This window comes from Streptomyces sp. NBC_00341 (genome assembly GCF_041435055.1).
GTDB lineage: Bacteria > Actinomycetota > Actinomycetes > Streptomycetales > Streptomycetaceae > Streptomyces.
On sequence record NZ_CP108002.1, the window covers coordinates 7,030,401 to 7,045,646 of the forward strand.

A 15,246-nucleotide genomic window follows, 5' to 3' on the forward strand; every position below is an offset into this window, starting at 1 on the left:
GACATGACGGGACGCTAAGTTCCATCATCCGTGAAGTCAATGCACAATGGTGAAACACGAAGACGGTAAGGAGCCACGATGCGCACGATCGGGCTGGAAGAGCACTTCGTCACCCCCGACCTCGCCGCATACGGCGCGGGATCGGCCTCCATTGCCCAGCCCTCCGCCTGGGCGGAGGCATCGCGTCGTCTGCTGGACCTCACCGAGGAACGGCTTCCCGCCATGGACACCGCAGGACTGGACGTCCAGGTGCTGTCGCTGAACTCACCGGGCATCCAGGCCGAGAAGGATCCGGCCGTCGCCGTGCGGCACGCGATCGCCGTCAACGACCTGCTGGCCGCGACGATCGCCGAGAACCCGACCCGTTTTTCGGGCTTCGCCGCCCTGCCGCTGCAGGATCCGCAGGCCGCCGCCAAGGAGCTGGAACGGGCGGTGACCCAGCTCGGCCTGAAGGGCGCACTGGTCAATGCCCACACCCAGGGCCGCTACCTGGACGACCTCACCCTGCGCGTGGTGTGGGAGCAGGCCGCCGGGCTCGATGTGCCGCTCTACCTGCACCCGGCCAACGGCGCGGACACCGCACACGTCCTGTCCGGCCACCCCGAGATGGTCGGCCCGATGTGGAGCTGGGGCACCGACACGGCCTCGCACGTCCTGCGGCTGATCTTCGGCGGGGTCTTCGACGACTTCCCCGACGCGAAGCTGCTGCTGGGCCACATGGGCGAGGGTCTGCCGTACGTGATGTGGCGGCTGGACTCGCGGTGGGGCTTCCACAACCATCACGGTGTCGAGCTGGCCCGCGGCAACCCCTCGGAATACCTGCGGCACAACCTCTACATCACCACCAGCGGCGTGTGCGACGCACCGCCCCTGCTGTGCGCACTGCTCGCCCTGGGTGCCGACCGCATCCTGTTCGGCACCGACTACCCCTTCGAGGAGATGTCGGTGGCCACGGACTTCCTGCGGACGGCCCCGATCAGCGAGGCCGACCGCCACAAGATCGCCTCCGGCAACGCCGAAGCACTCCTGCGGCTCTGACCGCAGCACCCAGACCGCAGAACCAGACCGACCCGCATCAGGCCGGGCCGCCAGGACGGAGCGTCACCATGGAACACCAGAACCAGCAGGCACGGCACTGGATCGGCGGCGAGTGGGCCGACCCCGAGACCCCCGGCTCGCCGAGCACGAACCCCGCTACGGGCGAGACCATCGGCAGCTACACCGACGGCGACCAGGCCGTCGCCGAATCCGCGATCCAGGCCGCCGTCCACGCCTTCGAGCACAGCGAGTGGCGTGACAACGCCATGCACCGCGCCACCGCACTGCACCGCCTGGCCGACGCCTACGAGGCACGGACGGACGACCTGATCGACACCCTCTGTCTGGAGAACGGCAAGCTGCGCGGCCAGGCCGCCTATGAGGTGCACTTCATTCCGCGCGCCCTGCGCTTCGCCGCGGGACTGGCTCTGCAGAGTTTCGGCCGGGTGACCGAGGCCAAGCCCGGCCAGCAGACCATGGCGATCCGCCAGCCCGTCGGCGTCGCCGGGATCATCACGCCCTGGAACTCGCCCGCCTATCTCTCGGTCCGCTCACTTGCCCCGGCCCTGGCTGCCGGGTGCGCCGCGGTCGTCAAGATGCCGGCCCAGGCGGCCCAGACCGCTCGCGTCATGTCGGAGATCCTGGCCGGAGTGGAGGAACTGCCGCGCGGCCTCGTCAATGTGTTCATCGAGTCGGGCAGCGAGGGAGCCAGTCATCTGGTGAGCTCGCCGGACGTGCCCACCATCAGTTACACCGGCAGTACGGCAGTCGGCCGGGTGATCCTGGCCAACGCCGCCGCTTCCCTCAAGCGGGTCGGCGCCGAACTCGGTGGCAAGACACCGCACCTGATCTTCGCCGACGCCGACTTCGACGCCGCTCTCGACACCGTGGTCCAGTCCGTCACCGTCTTCGCAGGCCAGTTCTGCATGACCGGCAGCCGCATCCTGGTGCAGGACGAGATCGCGGACAGCTTCCTCGACGCGCTGGCCCAGCGCCTGAACCAGGTCCGGCCCGGCCCTGCCTCCGACCCGGCCAGCGAGATCGGCCCGATGATCGACAAGGCGTCCGTCGCACGCGTCGACGCGCTGGTGGAGAAGGCCGTCGCAGCCGGCGCCAAGCCCTTGGTGCGAGGCGGCCCGGCCACCGAACCCGCCCTGGCCGAGGGTGCCTTCTACCGGCCCACCCTGCTGGAGGTCAGTGACTCCTCGCTGCCCATCGTGCAGCAGGAGGTCTTCGGCCCCGTGCAGGTGGCCCAGCGCTTCAGCACCGAGGAGGAAGCCGTCGCCCTGGCCAACGCCACCGAGTTCGGCCTCAGTGCCTGCGTGTGGAGCCGGGATGCCGACCGGCCGCTGCGCGTCGCCCGGCATCTCGACGCGGGGCTGATCTCGGTGAACAGCTGGGCCAACCTCGCGGTCGAGACCGAGGAGGGCGGCTGGAAGAGCAGCGGACTGGGACGGCTCGGCGGGGTGGCCAGCCTCGACGACTTCACCGAGTACAAGCAGATCACCCAGAACTACGGCTGAGTCCGCCATCCCCGACGCCCGCTTCACCTGACCCTGTGGGGCAAGGCCCCTGCCTCATCCTCGCCGGGCCAGGAGGGGGAGGAGCACCTCGTCGACGATGGCTTCGACCTCGGTGTCGGGGACTGTTCCCCGGTCGATCGATTCGGCCACGATCAGCCGGGGGCCGATCGCCGCGGTACGGGCCGTGGCGCGATCGGGGCCGGCCTCGCCCCGGTCGACCGCCCTGCGCATGCAGTCCAGCAGGACGGCCTGATGGGGAAGGATGACCTGGTCCATGACCTGGGCAAAGAGCTCCGGATGACGCGGGCGCTGGGTCAGCAGGGGCCGCAGGGCCCGTCCGCGCGGTTCGTCCAAGACTCGTGCGAACGCGATGAGCAGCACGAGCAGGTCCTCGCGCAAAGCGCCGGTGTCCGGCACCAGAGGCTTACCCAGTCCCGCGTCATGGTCCTTCAACGCGGCCAGGACTAGCTCGGCGGTGGTGCTCCACCGGCGGTACAGCACCGATTTTCCCGTGCCGGCCCGCGGGGCGATCTTCTCGAAACTCAGCTCCTCGAAGCTGCTCGCAGCCAGCTCCTCCAGGGCTGCCCGGTAGATCGCCTGGGTCAGCTCCGCACCGCGACGGCGGGTGGCGGTCGGCGGGGCGGAGGCTGTGCGGTAGTCGGTCACCCGTCCCGTTATAGCTCTCAGCCGCGACTCGCGTCGAACGTGGCGGGGGTGTACCGTCGATTTAAGAAACGATCTCGTCCTCTATTTTTCGGGAGTCCGGCACATGAACGCACGCATCGAGGACCGCGCCGCCATCACCGACCTGATGACCGGCTGGATCCACCGCGACCTCAGCGAGTGGGAGCAGCTCGGCGATCTCTTCCACCCCGGCGCGACCATCGCCATCACCTGGTTCGACGGCCTGGCCACCGACTTCGTCGCGGGCTCCGCCCGTATGGGCGCATCCGACCTGCGCAACAAGCACTTCGTGGGCAACCCCTCGATCACGTTCAACGGCGACAGGGCCTTCGTCGAGACCAACGCGATGATCGTCGCCGAGAACGTCGCCCTCGAACTGGGAGCGACCACCCACAACCGCTTCCTCGACCAGGTCGAGAAGCGGGACGGCGTCTGGCGCATCGTCCGGCGCGAGAGCAGCTACGACATGAGCTACTTCAACTTCCTGGTCAAGGTCCAGGAAGTCGACGAGAAGAAGATCCGCAGCTACCCGCGCGAGTACGCCGCTCTCGCCTACCTGCTGGACTACTCCGGCTTCCCCATCGTCCGCGACTTCCCCACCCGCGACAGCGACCTGGAAGCCGCCATCAAGGCAGCCGGCGCCGAATGGCTCCAGAACGCCTGACACGCGCACCCCACCCATCGCGTCGTCAGACCGGAATCACCCGCACATCTCCGCACGCCGGTTTCGTCAGCCGACCTCGATCAGCAAGGGACCCGAGATGCCACACCTGGAAGCCTCCGACCGCGCCGAGACCTTCATCCCGCACTCCATCGAAGAGCACCTGGTCGACCTGGGCGAGATCAGGATGAACTACGCGACCCTGGGTGACCCCGCACTCCCCGCACTCCTGCTCGTTCCCTCCCAGTCCGAGTCCTGGTGGGGCTACGAGAAGGCCATGCCGCTGCTCGCCGAGCACTTCCAGGTCTTCGCCGTCGACCTGCGCGGCCAGGGGCGCTCCACCTGGACCCCGGGCCGCTACACCATCGACGTCATGGGCGACGACCTGGTCCGCTTCATCGATCTGGTCATCGGCCGGCCCACCTTCGTGAGCGGGATGTCGTCCGGCGGCGTGCTCGCCGCGTGGCTGTCGGCGTACGCCAAGCCCGGCCAGATCCGCGGAGCCGTCTACGAGGACTCCCCGCTGTTCGCCTCCGAACTGGTCACCACCTGTGGCCAGCCCGTCAACCAGGGCATGGGACCCTCCATGGCCCTGTGGAACAAGTACCTGGGCGACCAGTGGACCGTGGGGGACTGGGAGGGCTTCAAGGCCGCAGCCCCTCGCGAACTGTCCCGGCCCCTGCGGGAAGCCATCTCCGTGATGATCCCGCGCCCGAAGAACATTCCCGCCGGTGCTCCGGCCCCGCAGAACCTCAAGGAGTACGACCCCGAATGGGGACGCTCCTTCGCCAGCGGCCTGGCCACCGCGAGCTGCGACCACGCCACCATGCTCTCGCACGTCAAGGTCCCGGTCCTCTTCACCCACCACTACCACCAGCAGGACCCCGAGACCGGCATCTACCAGGGCGCGATCTCCGACCCCCAGGCCACCCGGGTCCGTGAGCTGGTCACCGCCGCCGGCCAGGAGTTCACCTACCTGGACTTCCCGGACATGCCCCACTCGATGCACGGCCACCAGCCCGAGCTCTACACCCGCACCGTCGTCGAATGGGCGGCCGAGCTCCCCGCGGCTGCCGGAGCCTGAGCCACCACACGACGAGCGGAACGGAGGCCGAGTGTGATGACGAACGTAACCGCGGCCGTCGCGCGCGAGCGCACGGCCCGGCTGAACCTGGAACAGCTGCGGCTGGACGAGATCCGGGACAACGAGGTCAGGGTCAGAATGGTGGCCTCCGGGATTTGCCACGCCGACGCACTCACCCGGGACGGCGTCTACCCGACACCTCAGCCCGCGGTGCTGGGGCACGAAGGCGCGGGGGTCGTCGAGTCGGTCGGCAGAGCTGTCTCCCGGGTACGCGCCGGCGATCGCGTCGTACTGTCCGCGGCGTACTGCACGAACTGTGTGCAGTGCCTCGCCGGCCATACGGCCTACTGCGAGAACCTGTTCGCCGAGGACTTCGGAGGGCGACGCGGCGACGGATCCACAGCACTGTCCACGCAGGACGGAGAGACCGTCTCCTCGCACTTCTTCGGGCAGTCGTCCTTCAGCACCTACGCCAACGTCGTGGAAAGCAGCGTGGTGCCGGTGAGCGCGTCGGCTCCGCTGGAGACCCTCGCACCGCTGGGGTGCGGGATGCAGACCGGAGCCGGGGCGGTGCTCAACGACCTGCGCCCGCCCGTCGGGTCGTCGTTCGCCGTCACAGGCGCCGGGGCCGTCGGACTCGCGGCGATCATGGCGGCCCGGGTGGCGGGCTGCAGCACCGTGATCGCCGTGGACCTCCACGATTCCCGGCTGGACTTGGCCAAGGAACTGGGGGCCACGCACACCGTCAATTCCCGGGGCGGTGACGTCCCCGCTGAGCTGATGCGGATCACCGGCGGTAAGGGAGTCAACTACATCCTGGACACCACGGCCGTTCCCGCCGTGCTCGGCGCCCTGCCCCAGGCGCTGGCGGTCAGGGGGACCCTGGCTCTGGTCGGATCCGCCCCGGCGGGCACGGAGGTTCCTTTCGAGATCGGGGCCTCGCTGCCCAAGGGCTGGACGTTCAAGACGATCATCCAGGGCGGGGCCGTGCCCCAGCTCTTCATCCCGCGCATGGTGGACCTGTGGGAACAGGGCCGGTTCCCGTTCGACAAGCTGATCAAGCACTATGCGTTCGCCGACATCAACACGGCGTTCGCCGATTCCGCGTCCGGCGCGACGGTCAAACCGGTGGTCCTTTTTTGACCCCGGTGCGCAAACCGGGGCGGCGCGGGCCTTGCACGTTCTCTGCATACCGATACTCGGGGCGCCACCTTTCCGATGGCTCAGCATGTGATGAGTGCGATGCTTGCAAGACGTTGCTCACTGCTCAACGTCCCAGGAAAGTCCCAGGGGTTCCATCACACCCCGCCCATCCTCGCGTTTATGCAGGTCAGGAGGGGTGTGACGGTGTCTTTCCTGAAGGCTTTCAGATGTCCCGGAAGATTTCGATCTGGGCGCCCACCGAGTTCAGCCGCTCCGCCAGCTCCTCGTAACCGCGGTTGATCACGTACACGTTGCGCAGTACGGAGGTGCCCTCGGCGGCCATCATGGCGAGGAGGACGACCACCGCCGGCCGCAGCGCGGGCGGGCACATCATCTCGGCGGCGCGCCACCGGGTCGGGCCCTCGACGAGCACTCGGTGCGGGTCCAGGAGCTGGAGCCGGCCGCCGAGGCGGTTGAGGTCGGTGAGGTAGATGGCGCGGTTGTCGTAGACCCAGTCGTGGATCAGGGTCTGGCCGTGGGCCGAGGCGGCGATGGCCGCGAAGAACGGCACGTTGTCGATGTTCAGGCCGGGGAACGGCATCGGGTGGATCTTGTCGATCGGCGCCTCCAGCTTGGAGGGCCGGACCGTCAGGTCGACCAGCCGGGTGTGCCCGTTGTCGGCCGCGTACTCGGAGGTGCGGTCGCAGTCGACGCCCATCTCCTCCAGCACCGCGAGCTCGATCTCCAGGAACTCGATGGGCACCCGGCGGATCGTCAGCTCGGACTCCGTGACGACGGCGGCGGCCAGCAGGCTCATCGCCTCGACCGGGTCCTCGGAGGGGGAGTAGTCCACATCCACGTCGATGGTCGGCACGCCGTGCACGGTCAGCGTGGTCGTGCCGACGCCGTCCACCCGTACGCCCAGCGCCTCCAGGAAGAAGCAGAGGTCCTGGACCATGTAGTTGGAGGACGCGTTGCGGATCACGGTGGTGCCGTCGTGCCGGGCGGCGGCCAGCAGCGCGTTCTCGGTCACGGTGTCGCCGCGCTCGGTCAGCACGATCGGGCGGCCGGGCGTGACGGTGTGGTCGACCCGGGCGTGGTAGATGCCCTCGGTCGCGGCGATCTCCAGGCCGAACCGGCGCAGCGCGATCATGTGCGGCTCGATGGTCCGGGTACCGAGGTCGCAACCGCCCGCGTACGGCAGCTTGAACTGGTCCGTCCGGTGCAGCAGCGGACCGAGGAACATGATGATCGACCGGGTCCGGCGGGCGGCGTCCGCGTCGATGGCGTCCATGTCGAGCCGGGCGGGCGGGACGATCTCCAGATCGGTGCCGTCGTTGATCCACCGGGTGCGCACCCCGATGGAGTTCAGCACCTCCAGGAGGCGGTAGACCTCCTCGATGCGGGCCACCCGGCGCAGCACGGTGCGGCCCTTGTTGAGCAGCGAGGCGCAGAGCAGCGCCACGCAGGCGTTCTTGCTGGTCTTGACGTCGATGGCGCCGGACAGCCGGCGCCCGCCGACCACCCTCAGGTGCATGGGGCCGGCGTAGCCGAGTGACACGATCTCACTGTCGAGTGCTTCACCGATACGGGCAATCATCTCAAGGCTGATGTTTTGATTGCCGCGCTCGATGCGGTTCACGGCGCTCTGGCTGGTGGCGAGCGCCTCGGCGAGCTGACTCTGTGTCCAGCCCCGGTGCTGGCGGGCGTCACGGATGAGCTTGCCGATACGTACGAGGTAGTCATCTGACATGCCAAAAGGCTATCTCAGATATGAGATGAGCCTGTTGGTGGGGTGTGGTGTTCGAGTGACGGGCGGGTGCAGGCCCCGGTGCGGGACAGCAGTGCGGGCGCGCGGCACCGCACGGGCGCCGCCACTCGCCTCCATGGTCCGCCCGCCGGAACCGTCCGGCACCCGGAGCGCGTCCATCGGGGTGCCGGACGGCCGGGACCGGGCGGCGGGGAAAAGGTGTCGCCCCGGCGCGGGGGCGGTCGTATGGTCCCCGGAATGAAGCTGCTCTCGGTCAACACCGGGCACCCCCGTCCCAACCCCTGGAAGGGGCTGGGCGCGACCGGTATCGACAAGCGGCCCGTCACCGGACCGGTCGCCGTCACCGCCCCCGGCCCCAAGGGCACCGGCGCGGTCGGCCTCGCCGGTGACCGGGTCTACGACGTGAAGCACCACGGCGGCACCGATCAGGCCGTCTACGCCTACGCCCGCGAGGACCTCGACGGCTGGGAGGGCGAGCTGGGCCGGACGCTGACCAACGGGGTCTTCGGGGAGAACCTCACCACGCTGGGGCTCGACGTCAACGGCGCCCTGATCGGGGAGCGTTGGCGGATCGGGGCGGACGTGGTCCTGGAGGTGTCCTGCCCGCGGATCCCGTGCGGGACGTTCCAGGGCTGGCTGGCGCGTGACGGCTGGATCAAGTGGTTCACGCGGGCCGCGCTGCCGGGGGCGTACCTGCGCGTGATCGAGCCGGGCGAGATCCGCGCCGACGACCCGGTCGAGATCGTGCACCGGCCGGATCACGACGTGACCGTCGCGCTCGTCTTCCGGGCCATGACCCTGGAGGGTGACCTGCTGCCCCGGCTGCTGGCCGCCGACGCGCTGCCGGAGGAGGAGAAGGAGCTGGCCCGGCGACGGACGTCCGCCTAGGCGCGGCCCGGTCGCTGGTCGCCGGTCGTCGGCCGCTCAGGCCGCTCAGGCCGCTCAGGGCGCTCAGGGCGCTCAGAGCGCTCAGAGCGCTCAGAGCGCGAGCGCTGGCCGGGCGGCCTCCCGGGCGAAGTGCTCCGGGGTGGCCGCTTCCCGAACCCTGTCGGCGCGCTCGATACGACGCGTCATCAGGTACGCGTCCGGCGATTCGCCGTACGCCAGCCGGAACCGGCGGCTGAGGTCACCGGCGGACATGTGGACGCCGAGGGCGAGCGCCTCGACGTCCAGCGGCTGCCCGTACTCCCGGTCGATCCGGTCGCGGACCCGGCGCAGGAGGGTCAGTTCGCGCAGCCGCTGGTCCTGGACGCGGGCCCGCGCCCACGAGGGATGGCACATGAGCGGATCCCCCTCTCAGCGGAGTTCCTGGATGCGGACCATGTTGCCGGCGGGATCGCGGAAGGCGCAGTCGCGGATTCCGTACGGCTGCTCGGTCGGTTCCTGGACGACCTCGGTGGTGGCCGCCTGCACCTTCTCGAACGTTGCGTCGAGGTCCCGGGTGGCCAGCAGGATCCACCCGTACGTGCCCTTGGCCATCATCTCGGTGATGGTGCGGCGTTCGTCCTCCGTGACCCCGGGGTCGGCGGCCGGGGGCGCCAGGAGGATGGACGTGTCGGGCTGACCGGCCGGGCCGACCGTGATCCAGCGCATCCGTCCCTGACCGACGTCACTGCGGACCTCGAAGCCGAGGGCGTCACGGTAGAAGGCCAGGGACGCGTCCGGATCGTCGTGCGGAAGGACGCTGGTGTGAATGGTGATATCCATGGCGGTCAGATTAGGCACGGCCCGCGTCAGGCGCTTCTCGAATCCTGATCCGGTCGGAACCCGCCCTGCGGACGGCGTCCCCAGGCCGAGATCATCGGGGCCGTCGCCAGGTCGAGTTCCCTGGTGGCGACGTTCGAGAGATGGCGGTCGATGTCCGCGTCGGACGCGATCCCCGCCGCCACCAGCCGGTCACGGATCTGCCGGACGGTCGCGGCCTCAAGCACGGTGCAGGCCGGCGAGGTGATCGGGAAGTAGGCATCCGCCCGCACATCGAGCAGTCCGGCCTCGCGCAGCCGCCTGGGCAGGGTCCTGCCGTACGCGAGATCGGCCCCGCGCCCCGCCATGAGCTCCCGGAACCCGGACCGCAGGCGGTTGGCCAGCCGCTGCTCGGGGCCCGACTCGTCCGGGCACAGCAGCGGCTGGAGCCCCGGGTCGGCGTCCTCCAGGAGCAGCACGCCACCGGGTCGCAGCGCCCGGACCATGCGACGCAGGGCCTCGGCCCGGTCGACGACGTGGACCAGGACCAGCCGGGCGTGCACCAGGTCGAAGCCGCCCGGCGGCGGAGGGTCGGCCGCGACGTCGTGGCGCAGCACCTCGACGACGTCGGAGGCGGCCTCCCTGGCCCAGGACACGTCGATGTCGGTGCAGACCACCTGGCCGGTGGCGCCGACCCGTTCGGCGAGACCTGCGGGTACGGAGGGGCCGCCGGCCCCGACCTCCCAGCACCGCATGCCCTCGGTGATGCCGATCCGGTCGATGTGCCGGAACGTCACCGGGTCGAACAGCTCGGCCAGCGCGCCGAATCTGATGCCCGCCTCCGACTGCTGATTGTCCAGCAGATACCCCTGGTCCTCGCCGCGCTCGGTCATGCCCGCCTCACTGTCGCTGTCTCCGTCCGCCGGACTCGAAGTCCACCATGCCCGGTACCGCCGGACACCGCCCGCCCCGCCCCGCCCCGTCCGTGCGGGTGCCCGCCTCCCCGCGTGGGGGAGGCGGGCACACTTCGCGGGGGAGGGGCCGCGTGTGGTCAGACCTGGGCCGGGTCCTTCACGTACGGCGACTCGGGCGAACCGGCGGCGGGTTCCGGCGCGGGGCCGCCCTCGCTGAGGCCGAACCGTCCGTGGACCCTGCGCAGGAAGCCGGGCGCGTACCAGGCGGACCGGCCGAGCAGCCGCATCGCGGCGGGCACCAGGATGCCGCGTACCGCGACGGCGTCGATGAGGATGGCGAGGCCGCTGCCCAGGCCGAACAGCTGCATGAAGCTGAGCTCGGCCGTGCCGAAGGCGAAGAAGCTCACCGCCAGCAGGCACGCCGCCGCGCTGACGATGCGTCCCGTGTGCCCGAGGCCGTTGGTCACGGCACTCTCGTTGTCCTCGCCCAGGTCGTGGAGCTCCTTGATGCGGCTGGTGACGAAGACCTCGTAGTCCATCGAGAGACCGAACGCGATGCAGAACATCAGCACGGTCATGGACACCTCCATCGGCTGGGCCGTGAAGCCGAGCAGGGAGGAGAGGTGGCCGTCCTGGAAGATCCAGGTCATGACGCCGAGGGTCGCTGCCAGGCTGATCATGTTGAGCACCAGCGCGCGCAGCGGCTGGACGATGCTGCCGGTGAACAGGAAGAGCAGCAGGAACGTGGTGAGGACGACCAGGGCCACCGCGATCGGGAGGCGGTCCGCGATCGCGCCCTTGGCGTCGACCAGTACGGCGTCGGTGCCGCCCACCAGGGCGTGCGATCCGGAGGGCGGGGCGAGCGCCCGCACCTCACCGACCAGGTCCTGGGACGCGTCCGACTTCGGCGCCAGGGCGCTCACCACGTTGATCCGCTGCGCGTCGGGGCGGCCGAGCGCGGGGTTGCCGGCGGCCGTGGACCGTCCGTCGGCGTAGGTTCCGGCGCTGGACTCGACCCGGGCGACGCCCTTGAGACCGGACAGTCCGGCCGCGTACGACGCCAGCGGGGCCTTGCCCACCGAGGTGTCGATGACGACGTGGAGGGCCGCGTCTTCGTTGCCGTCGAACTTCTCCTGGAGGACCGCCGAGACCTGGCGGCTCTCGGCGCCGGAGGACAGCACGCGTTCGTCCGGTGTGCCGAAGGTGATGCCGAGGAGCGGGCTCGCCGCGACCAGGAGGACCGCGAGCACGGGCAGTGCGGTGAGCGCGGGCCGCCGCATGACGGTACCGGCCAGCCGTCCCCACATCGGTGCCCGGGTGCCGGCGCGGCCCGGCTTCGACCACGGCATCCGCCCGCTGTTGACCCGGTGACCCAGCACGACGAACAGGGCCGGCATGACGAACAGGGTGCTGAAGGCCGCGATGGCGACGACCCCGACCCCGGCGTAGCCGAACGAGCGCAGGAAGTACTGGGGGAACACCAGGAGCGCCGCGAGCGCGGCCGCCACCGTCGCGGCGGAGAACGCGACCGTACGGCCCGCGGTACTCACCGTCCGCCGTACGGCGTCGTCCACGCTCGCCCCGGTCGCGAGCTGTTCCCGGAACCGGCTGATCATCAGCAGGGCGTAATCGATGCCGAGGCCCAGCCCCAGCGCCGTGGTGAGGTTGACCGCGAAGACGGAGACGTCGGTGACGCTGCCGAGGAGGAAGAGCTCCGCGAACGTGCCCGCGATGGCGATGGTGCCGATCACCAGCGGCAGCAGGGCGGCCACCGCGCTGCCGAAGACGATCAGGAGCAGCACCAGGGTCAGCGGTACGGCGATGCCCTCGGCCAGCAGCAGGTCCTTGCCCGACTGCGTCCCCATCTCGCTGGTCACGGCGGCGGCGCCGCCCGCCCGGACCGTGAGCACGTCCTTGTACGGCCCGGTGTAGGCGTCGATGACGCTCTTGGCGTTCTCGTCGCGCTCGGTGTCGTTGCCCTTCACATGGGCGAGCACCATGGCCTCGCGGCCGTCCTCCGAGCGGAGAGCGGCGCTGCCCGTGTCCCAGAACGAGACGACGTTCTCCAGGTTCTTCTCCTTCTTGAGGCCGGCCAGCAGGGCCCGGCCGCCCCGCTGTGCGGCCGGGGCGTCGACGCGGCCCTCGGCGGCGCGGACCAGCAGGACCAGGTTCGTCTCCCCGCCGAACTTCTCGTCGATGACCTTCCCGGCCCGGGTGGACGGGGAGGCCGGGTCGTCGTAACCGCCCCCGAGCAGCTTGCCGAACGCGCCGGAGCCCAGGACGCCCATGAGGGCAACGGCCACGACGGCGACGACGAGTATCAACCGGGGCCGGCGGATGGCCAGTTCGGCTATGCGTTCAAACACGCACGATCTCCTTAGGTGCCCGTACGGGAGGTGTCCATACGGGAGGTGTCTACATGGGGAAAACGGCCTCAAACGGCCGGAGTTGCATAAAAGGGGAGTGCTGTCGACGTGCCGCCTGGCGGAGCGCCACGAGTGACGTTAGTGAGGAGCAAGAAAATTTGGCAGTGTTAGATTTTCTTCACGGGAGGCAAGTTCCCCTTGCCCGGGGCGCGGTGGCCGCCGTACGGTCGCCCCATGCCTGCCGACGAACACGTGACGGTCCCGCAGACCCTGCGCCAGCGCCGCCGGGCCGCCGCGACCCGGGAGATCCTGGACGCCGCCGAGCAGCACATCGCGCAGAGCGGTCCCGCCGCCCTGTCCCTGCGCGCGGTCGCCCGAGGTCTGGGGATGACCGTGCAGGCGCTGTACCACTACTTCCCGAGCCGCGAGGCCCTCGTCACGGAGCTGATCGCCAAGGCGTACGGGGACCTGGCCGATGCCGTGCAGGCCGCCGTCGACACCGCCCCGGGCGGCACCGCCCCGGACGAACCCGGCCTGCCGCGCCTGGTGATCGCGGCCGAGGGCTACCGCCGGTGGGCCGTCGCCCACCCGGAGCGCTTCCAGCTCCTCTACGGGACGCCGCTGCGGGACTACGCGGCCCCCGTCGAGGGCCCGACGACGCAGGCGATGCGCCGGATGAGCTCGATCTTCGAGCGCGAGATGTTCGACGGGTTCACCGTGGCGCAGCTCGCCGCCGCCGAGACCCCCGCGCTCTCGCCCGAGCTCCGGGCGTATCTGGAGCAGCTGCCGCACTACGGTCCGGGGCGGCTGCCGCCTCCCGCGACCGCCCTGCTGCTGAGCGCGTGGGGACACCTCAACGGACTGGTCATCCTGGAGGTGTTCGGGCACGCCTCGTTCCTGGGCGGCCATCAGGCCGAGATCTTCCGCATGGCGATGCGGAACCTGCTGGACGACGTCCACCGCCAGATCCCCGCGAGTGCGAGTGCGAGTGCGAGTGCGAGCACGGGCACGGGTGCGGGCCCCAGCGGCTGAGTGCGGGCGTGGTACCTGGGTCTGACGATGGTCCGACGGTGGAGGTACGCCCAAGTCGCCCCACAGCAGCATGTGTTGGCGACGCCCGATGCCTAGCGTTGGGCGCATGACCACTACCGGACATCACAGAGCCGGCGCCGCCGCGCTGCTCGTCCTCGCCCTGTCCGCCCCGCTCCTGGGCGCCGCACCGGCCTCCGCGGCCCACACTCCGCGGCCCCCGTCCCGGGCCGCCGCCGCGAACGCGCTGGAACTGCCTGATCCCACCGGCCCGTACGCGGTGGGCCGGCGCACCCTGCACCTGGTCGACCACCACCGCACGGACCCATGGGTGCCGTCGGCCGGTGACCGGGAACTGATGGTGTCGGTGACGTACCCGTCCCGTCCGGCGACCGGCACGCCGGCGCCGTACATGACGACCGAAGAGGCGCGGCTCCTCCTGGAGGCGCGGGGACTCGACGGTGTCGTGTCCCCGGAAACGGTCGCCCGGACGGGCACCCATGAGCGGGAGGGCGCTTCCCCGGCGCGGGGGCGCTTCCCCCTGGTCCTGCTCTCCCCGGGATTCTCGATGCCGCGCACCACCCTCACCTCGATCGCCGAGGACCTGACAAGCCGCGGCCATGTCGTCGCCTCTGTGGACCACGCCTACGAATCCGTCGGCACCGCGTTCCCCGGCGGCCGCGTGCTGACCTGCGTGGCATGCGAGCGGGCCGAGACGGACGAGGAGCGGGCCGCGGTCGTGCGCGGCCGGGCCGAGGACATGTCCTTCGTGATCGACGAGCTGACGCACGGCAGGCAGGCGGGGGCGTTGTCCCGGGTGATCGATACCCGCAGGATCGGCATGGCCGGGCACTCGATCGGGGGCGCGGCCGCCGCGGCGACCATGGCCGGCGACCGTCGCGTCCGGGCGGGGGCCGACCTCGACGGTGACTTCTTCGTGAGCCCCGCCGCGACGGGGCTCGGGGGGCGCCCCTTCATGATGCTCGGCGCCGAGGACTCGCACAGCCCCGGCGGCGCGTCCGGCGACTGGTCCGACGCGTGGGGGCACCTGGAGGGCTGGAAGCGATGGCTGACCGTGGCCGGCGCCGGGCACTTCTCCTTCACGGACCTGCCCTACCTGGGTGACCGGCTCGGCCTGCCGGACGCCGCCGTGCCGCTGCCAGCGGAGCAGGGGTGGCACCTCACCCGTGACTACGTCGCGGCCTTCTTCGACCTGCACCTGCGGGGTATCCCGCAACCTCTCCTCGACGGCCCCTCCGCCAGGTATCCCGAGGTGGTGTTCCGGCAGCCCTGACCCGGACGAAAGACCCTGCCCCGACGAGCGGTTCGGCTCATCGGTAGCCTGCTCCA

General features: G+C 70.4%; 13 protein-coding genes and 1 pseudogene. 8 read left to right on the forward strand and 6 right to left on the reverse strand.

The window, feature by feature from the left end:
* The first annotated feature begins 78 nt into the window (after window positions 1–78).
* A complete protein-coding gene (locus OG892_RS31615) occupies window positions 79–1,038 on the forward strand; it encodes an amidohydrolase family protein (RefSeq protein ID WP_328864975.1) in 960 nt (319 codons plus the stop codon).
* A 68-nt stretch (window positions 1,039–1,106) separates the two neighbouring features.
* Window positions 1,107–2,561, forward strand: a complete 1,455-nt coding sequence (locus tag OG892_RS31620; protein ID WP_328864974.1) for an aldehyde dehydrogenase family protein — start codon at window positions 1,107–1,109, stop codon at window positions 2,559–2,561.
* A gap of 54 nt (window positions 2,562–2,615) precedes the next feature.
* Here the strand turns inward: OG892_RS31620 and OG892_RS31625 are convergent, their stop codons facing one another.
* Window positions 2,616–3,227 carry a TetR/AcrR family transcriptional regulator gene (locus OG892_RS31625; protein WP_107421736.1) on the reverse strand — a complete coding sequence of 204 codons (612 nt, stop codon included), beginning with the start codon at window positions 3,225–3,227 and terminating at the stop codon, window positions 2,616–2,618.
* A 103-nt stretch (window positions 3,228–3,330) separates the two neighbouring features.
* Here OG892_RS31625 and OG892_RS31630 point away from each other — a divergent pair, with 103 nt between their 5' ends.
* The 3 genes from OG892_RS31630 to OG892_RS31640 all read left to right on the forward strand — a co-directional run bounded on the left by OG892_RS31630 (window position 3,331) and on the right by OG892_RS31640 (window position 6,133).
* Window positions 3,331–3,909, forward strand: a complete 579-nt coding sequence (locus tag OG892_RS31630; RefSeq protein ID WP_371630849.1) for a nuclear transport factor 2 family protein — start codon at window positions 3,331–3,333, stop codon at window positions 3,907–3,909.
* 97 nt (window positions 3,910–4,006) lie between these two features.
* Window positions 4,007–4,990: an alpha/beta fold hydrolase gene (locus OG892_RS31635; RefSeq protein WP_371630850.1), complete on the forward strand. Its 984-nt coding sequence runs from the start codon at window positions 4,007–4,009 to the stop codon at window positions 4,988–4,990.
* A 36-nt stretch (window positions 4,991–5,026) separates the two neighbouring features.
* Window positions 5,027–6,133 carry an NAD(P)-dependent alcohol dehydrogenase gene (locus OG892_RS31640; protein WP_073734837.1) on the forward strand — a complete coding sequence of 369 codons (1,107 nt, stop codon included), beginning with the start codon at window positions 5,027–5,029 and terminating at the stop codon, window positions 6,131–6,133.
* A gap of 223 nt (window positions 6,134–6,356) precedes the next feature.
* On the opposite strand, the gene OG892_RS31645 is transcribed toward OG892_RS31640, so the two are convergent.
* Entirely contained in the window at window positions 6,357–7,886 is a 1,530-nt protein-coding gene (locus OG892_RS31645; RefSeq protein WP_073734838.1) for a UDP-N-acetylglucosamine 1-carboxyvinyltransferase, read from the reverse strand.
* 255 nt (window positions 7,887–8,141) lie between these two features.
* Here OG892_RS31645 and OG892_RS31650 point away from each other — a divergent pair, with 255 nt between their 5' ends.
* Window positions 8,142–8,792 carry an MOSC domain-containing protein gene (locus OG892_RS31650; protein WP_371630851.1) on the forward strand — a complete coding sequence of 217 codons (651 nt, stop codon included), beginning with the start codon at window positions 8,142–8,144 and terminating at the stop codon, window positions 8,790–8,792.
* A 162-nt stretch (window positions 8,793–8,954) separates the two neighbouring features.
* On the opposite strand, the pseudogene OG892_RS31655 reads toward OG892_RS31650, so the two are convergent.
* The 4 genes and pseudogenes from OG892_RS31655 to OG892_RS31670 all read right to left on the reverse strand — a co-directional run.
* Window positions 8,955–9,185, reverse strand: a pseudogene (locus OG892_RS31655) (AraC family transcriptional regulator); the annotation flags it as partial.
* A gap of 15 nt (window positions 9,186–9,200) precedes the next feature.
* A complete protein-coding gene (locus OG892_RS31660) occupies window positions 9,201–9,611 on the reverse strand; it encodes a VOC family protein (RefSeq protein WP_328695290.1) in 411 nt (136 codons plus the stop codon).
* A gap of 26 nt (window positions 9,612–9,637) precedes the next feature.
* Window positions 9,638–10,480: a class I SAM-dependent methyltransferase gene (locus tag OG892_RS31665; protein WP_371630852.1), complete on the reverse strand. Its 843-nt coding sequence runs from the start codon at window positions 10,478–10,480 to the stop codon at window positions 9,638–9,640.
* A 158-nt stretch (window positions 10,481–10,638) separates the two neighbouring features.
* Entirely contained in the window at window positions 10,639–12,867 is a 2,229-nt protein-coding gene (locus OG892_RS31670; protein ID WP_371630853.1) for an MMPL family transporter, read from the reverse strand.
* 234 nt (window positions 12,868–13,101) lie between these two features.
* Between OG892_RS31670 and OG892_RS31675 the strand changes: the two genes are divergently transcribed.
* Both OG892_RS31675 and OG892_RS31680 read left to right on the forward strand, forming a co-directional pair.
* Window positions 13,102–13,899 (forward strand): TetR/AcrR family transcriptional regulator, encoded by a 798-nt coding sequence (locus OG892_RS31675; RefSeq protein WP_371630854.1) that lies wholly within the window; start codon window positions 13,102–13,104, stop codon window positions 13,897–13,899.
* Between the two features lie 106 nt (window positions 13,900–14,005).
* A complete protein-coding gene (locus tag OG892_RS31680) occupies window positions 14,006–15,190 on the forward strand; it encodes an alpha/beta hydrolase family protein (RefSeq protein WP_371630855.1) in 1,185 nt (394 codons plus the stop codon).
* Window positions 15,191–15,246: the final 56 nt, after the last annotated feature.

Coding starts and splice junctions, on each gene's coding strand:
- OG892_RS31615 (WP_328864975.1), top strand. CDS start 79: ATGCGCACGATCGGGCTGGAAGAGCACTTCGTCACCCCCGACCTCGCC.
- OG892_RS31620 (WP_328864974.1), top strand. CDS start 1,107: ATGGAACACCAGAACCAGCAGGCACGGCACTGGATCGGCGGCGAGTGG.
- OG892_RS31630 (WP_371630849.1), top strand. CDS start 3,331: ATGAACGCACGCATCGAGGACCGCGCCGCCATCACCGACCTGATGACC.
- OG892_RS31635 (WP_371630850.1), top strand. CDS start 4,007: ATGCCACACCTGGAAGCCTCCGACCGCGCCGAGACCTTCATCCCGCAC.
- OG892_RS31640 (WP_073734837.1), top strand. CDS start 5,027: ATGACGAACGTAACCGCGGCCGTCGCGCGCGAGCGCACGGCCCGGCTG.
- OG892_RS31645 (WP_073734838.1), bottom strand. CDS start 7,886: ATGTCAGATGACTACCTCGTACGTATCGGCAAGCTCATCCGTGACGCC.
- OG892_RS31650 (WP_371630851.1), top strand. CDS start 8,142: ATGAAGCTGCTCTCGGTCAACACCGGGCACCCCCGTCCCAACCCCTGG.
- OG892_RS31660 (WP_328695290.1), bottom strand. CDS start 9,611: ATGGATATCACCATTCACACCAGCGTCCTTCCGCACGACGATCCGGAC.
- OG892_RS31665 (WP_371630852.1), bottom strand. CDS start 10,480: ATGACCGAGCGCGGCGAGGACCAGGGGTATCTGCTGGACAATCAGCAG.
- OG892_RS31675 (WP_371630854.1), top strand. CDS start 13,102: ATGCCTGCCGACGAACACGTGACGGTCCCGCAGACCCTGCGCCAGCGC.
- OG892_RS31680 (WP_371630855.1), top strand. CDS start 14,006: ATGACCACTACCGGACATCACAGAGCCGGCGCCGCCGCGCTGCTCGTC.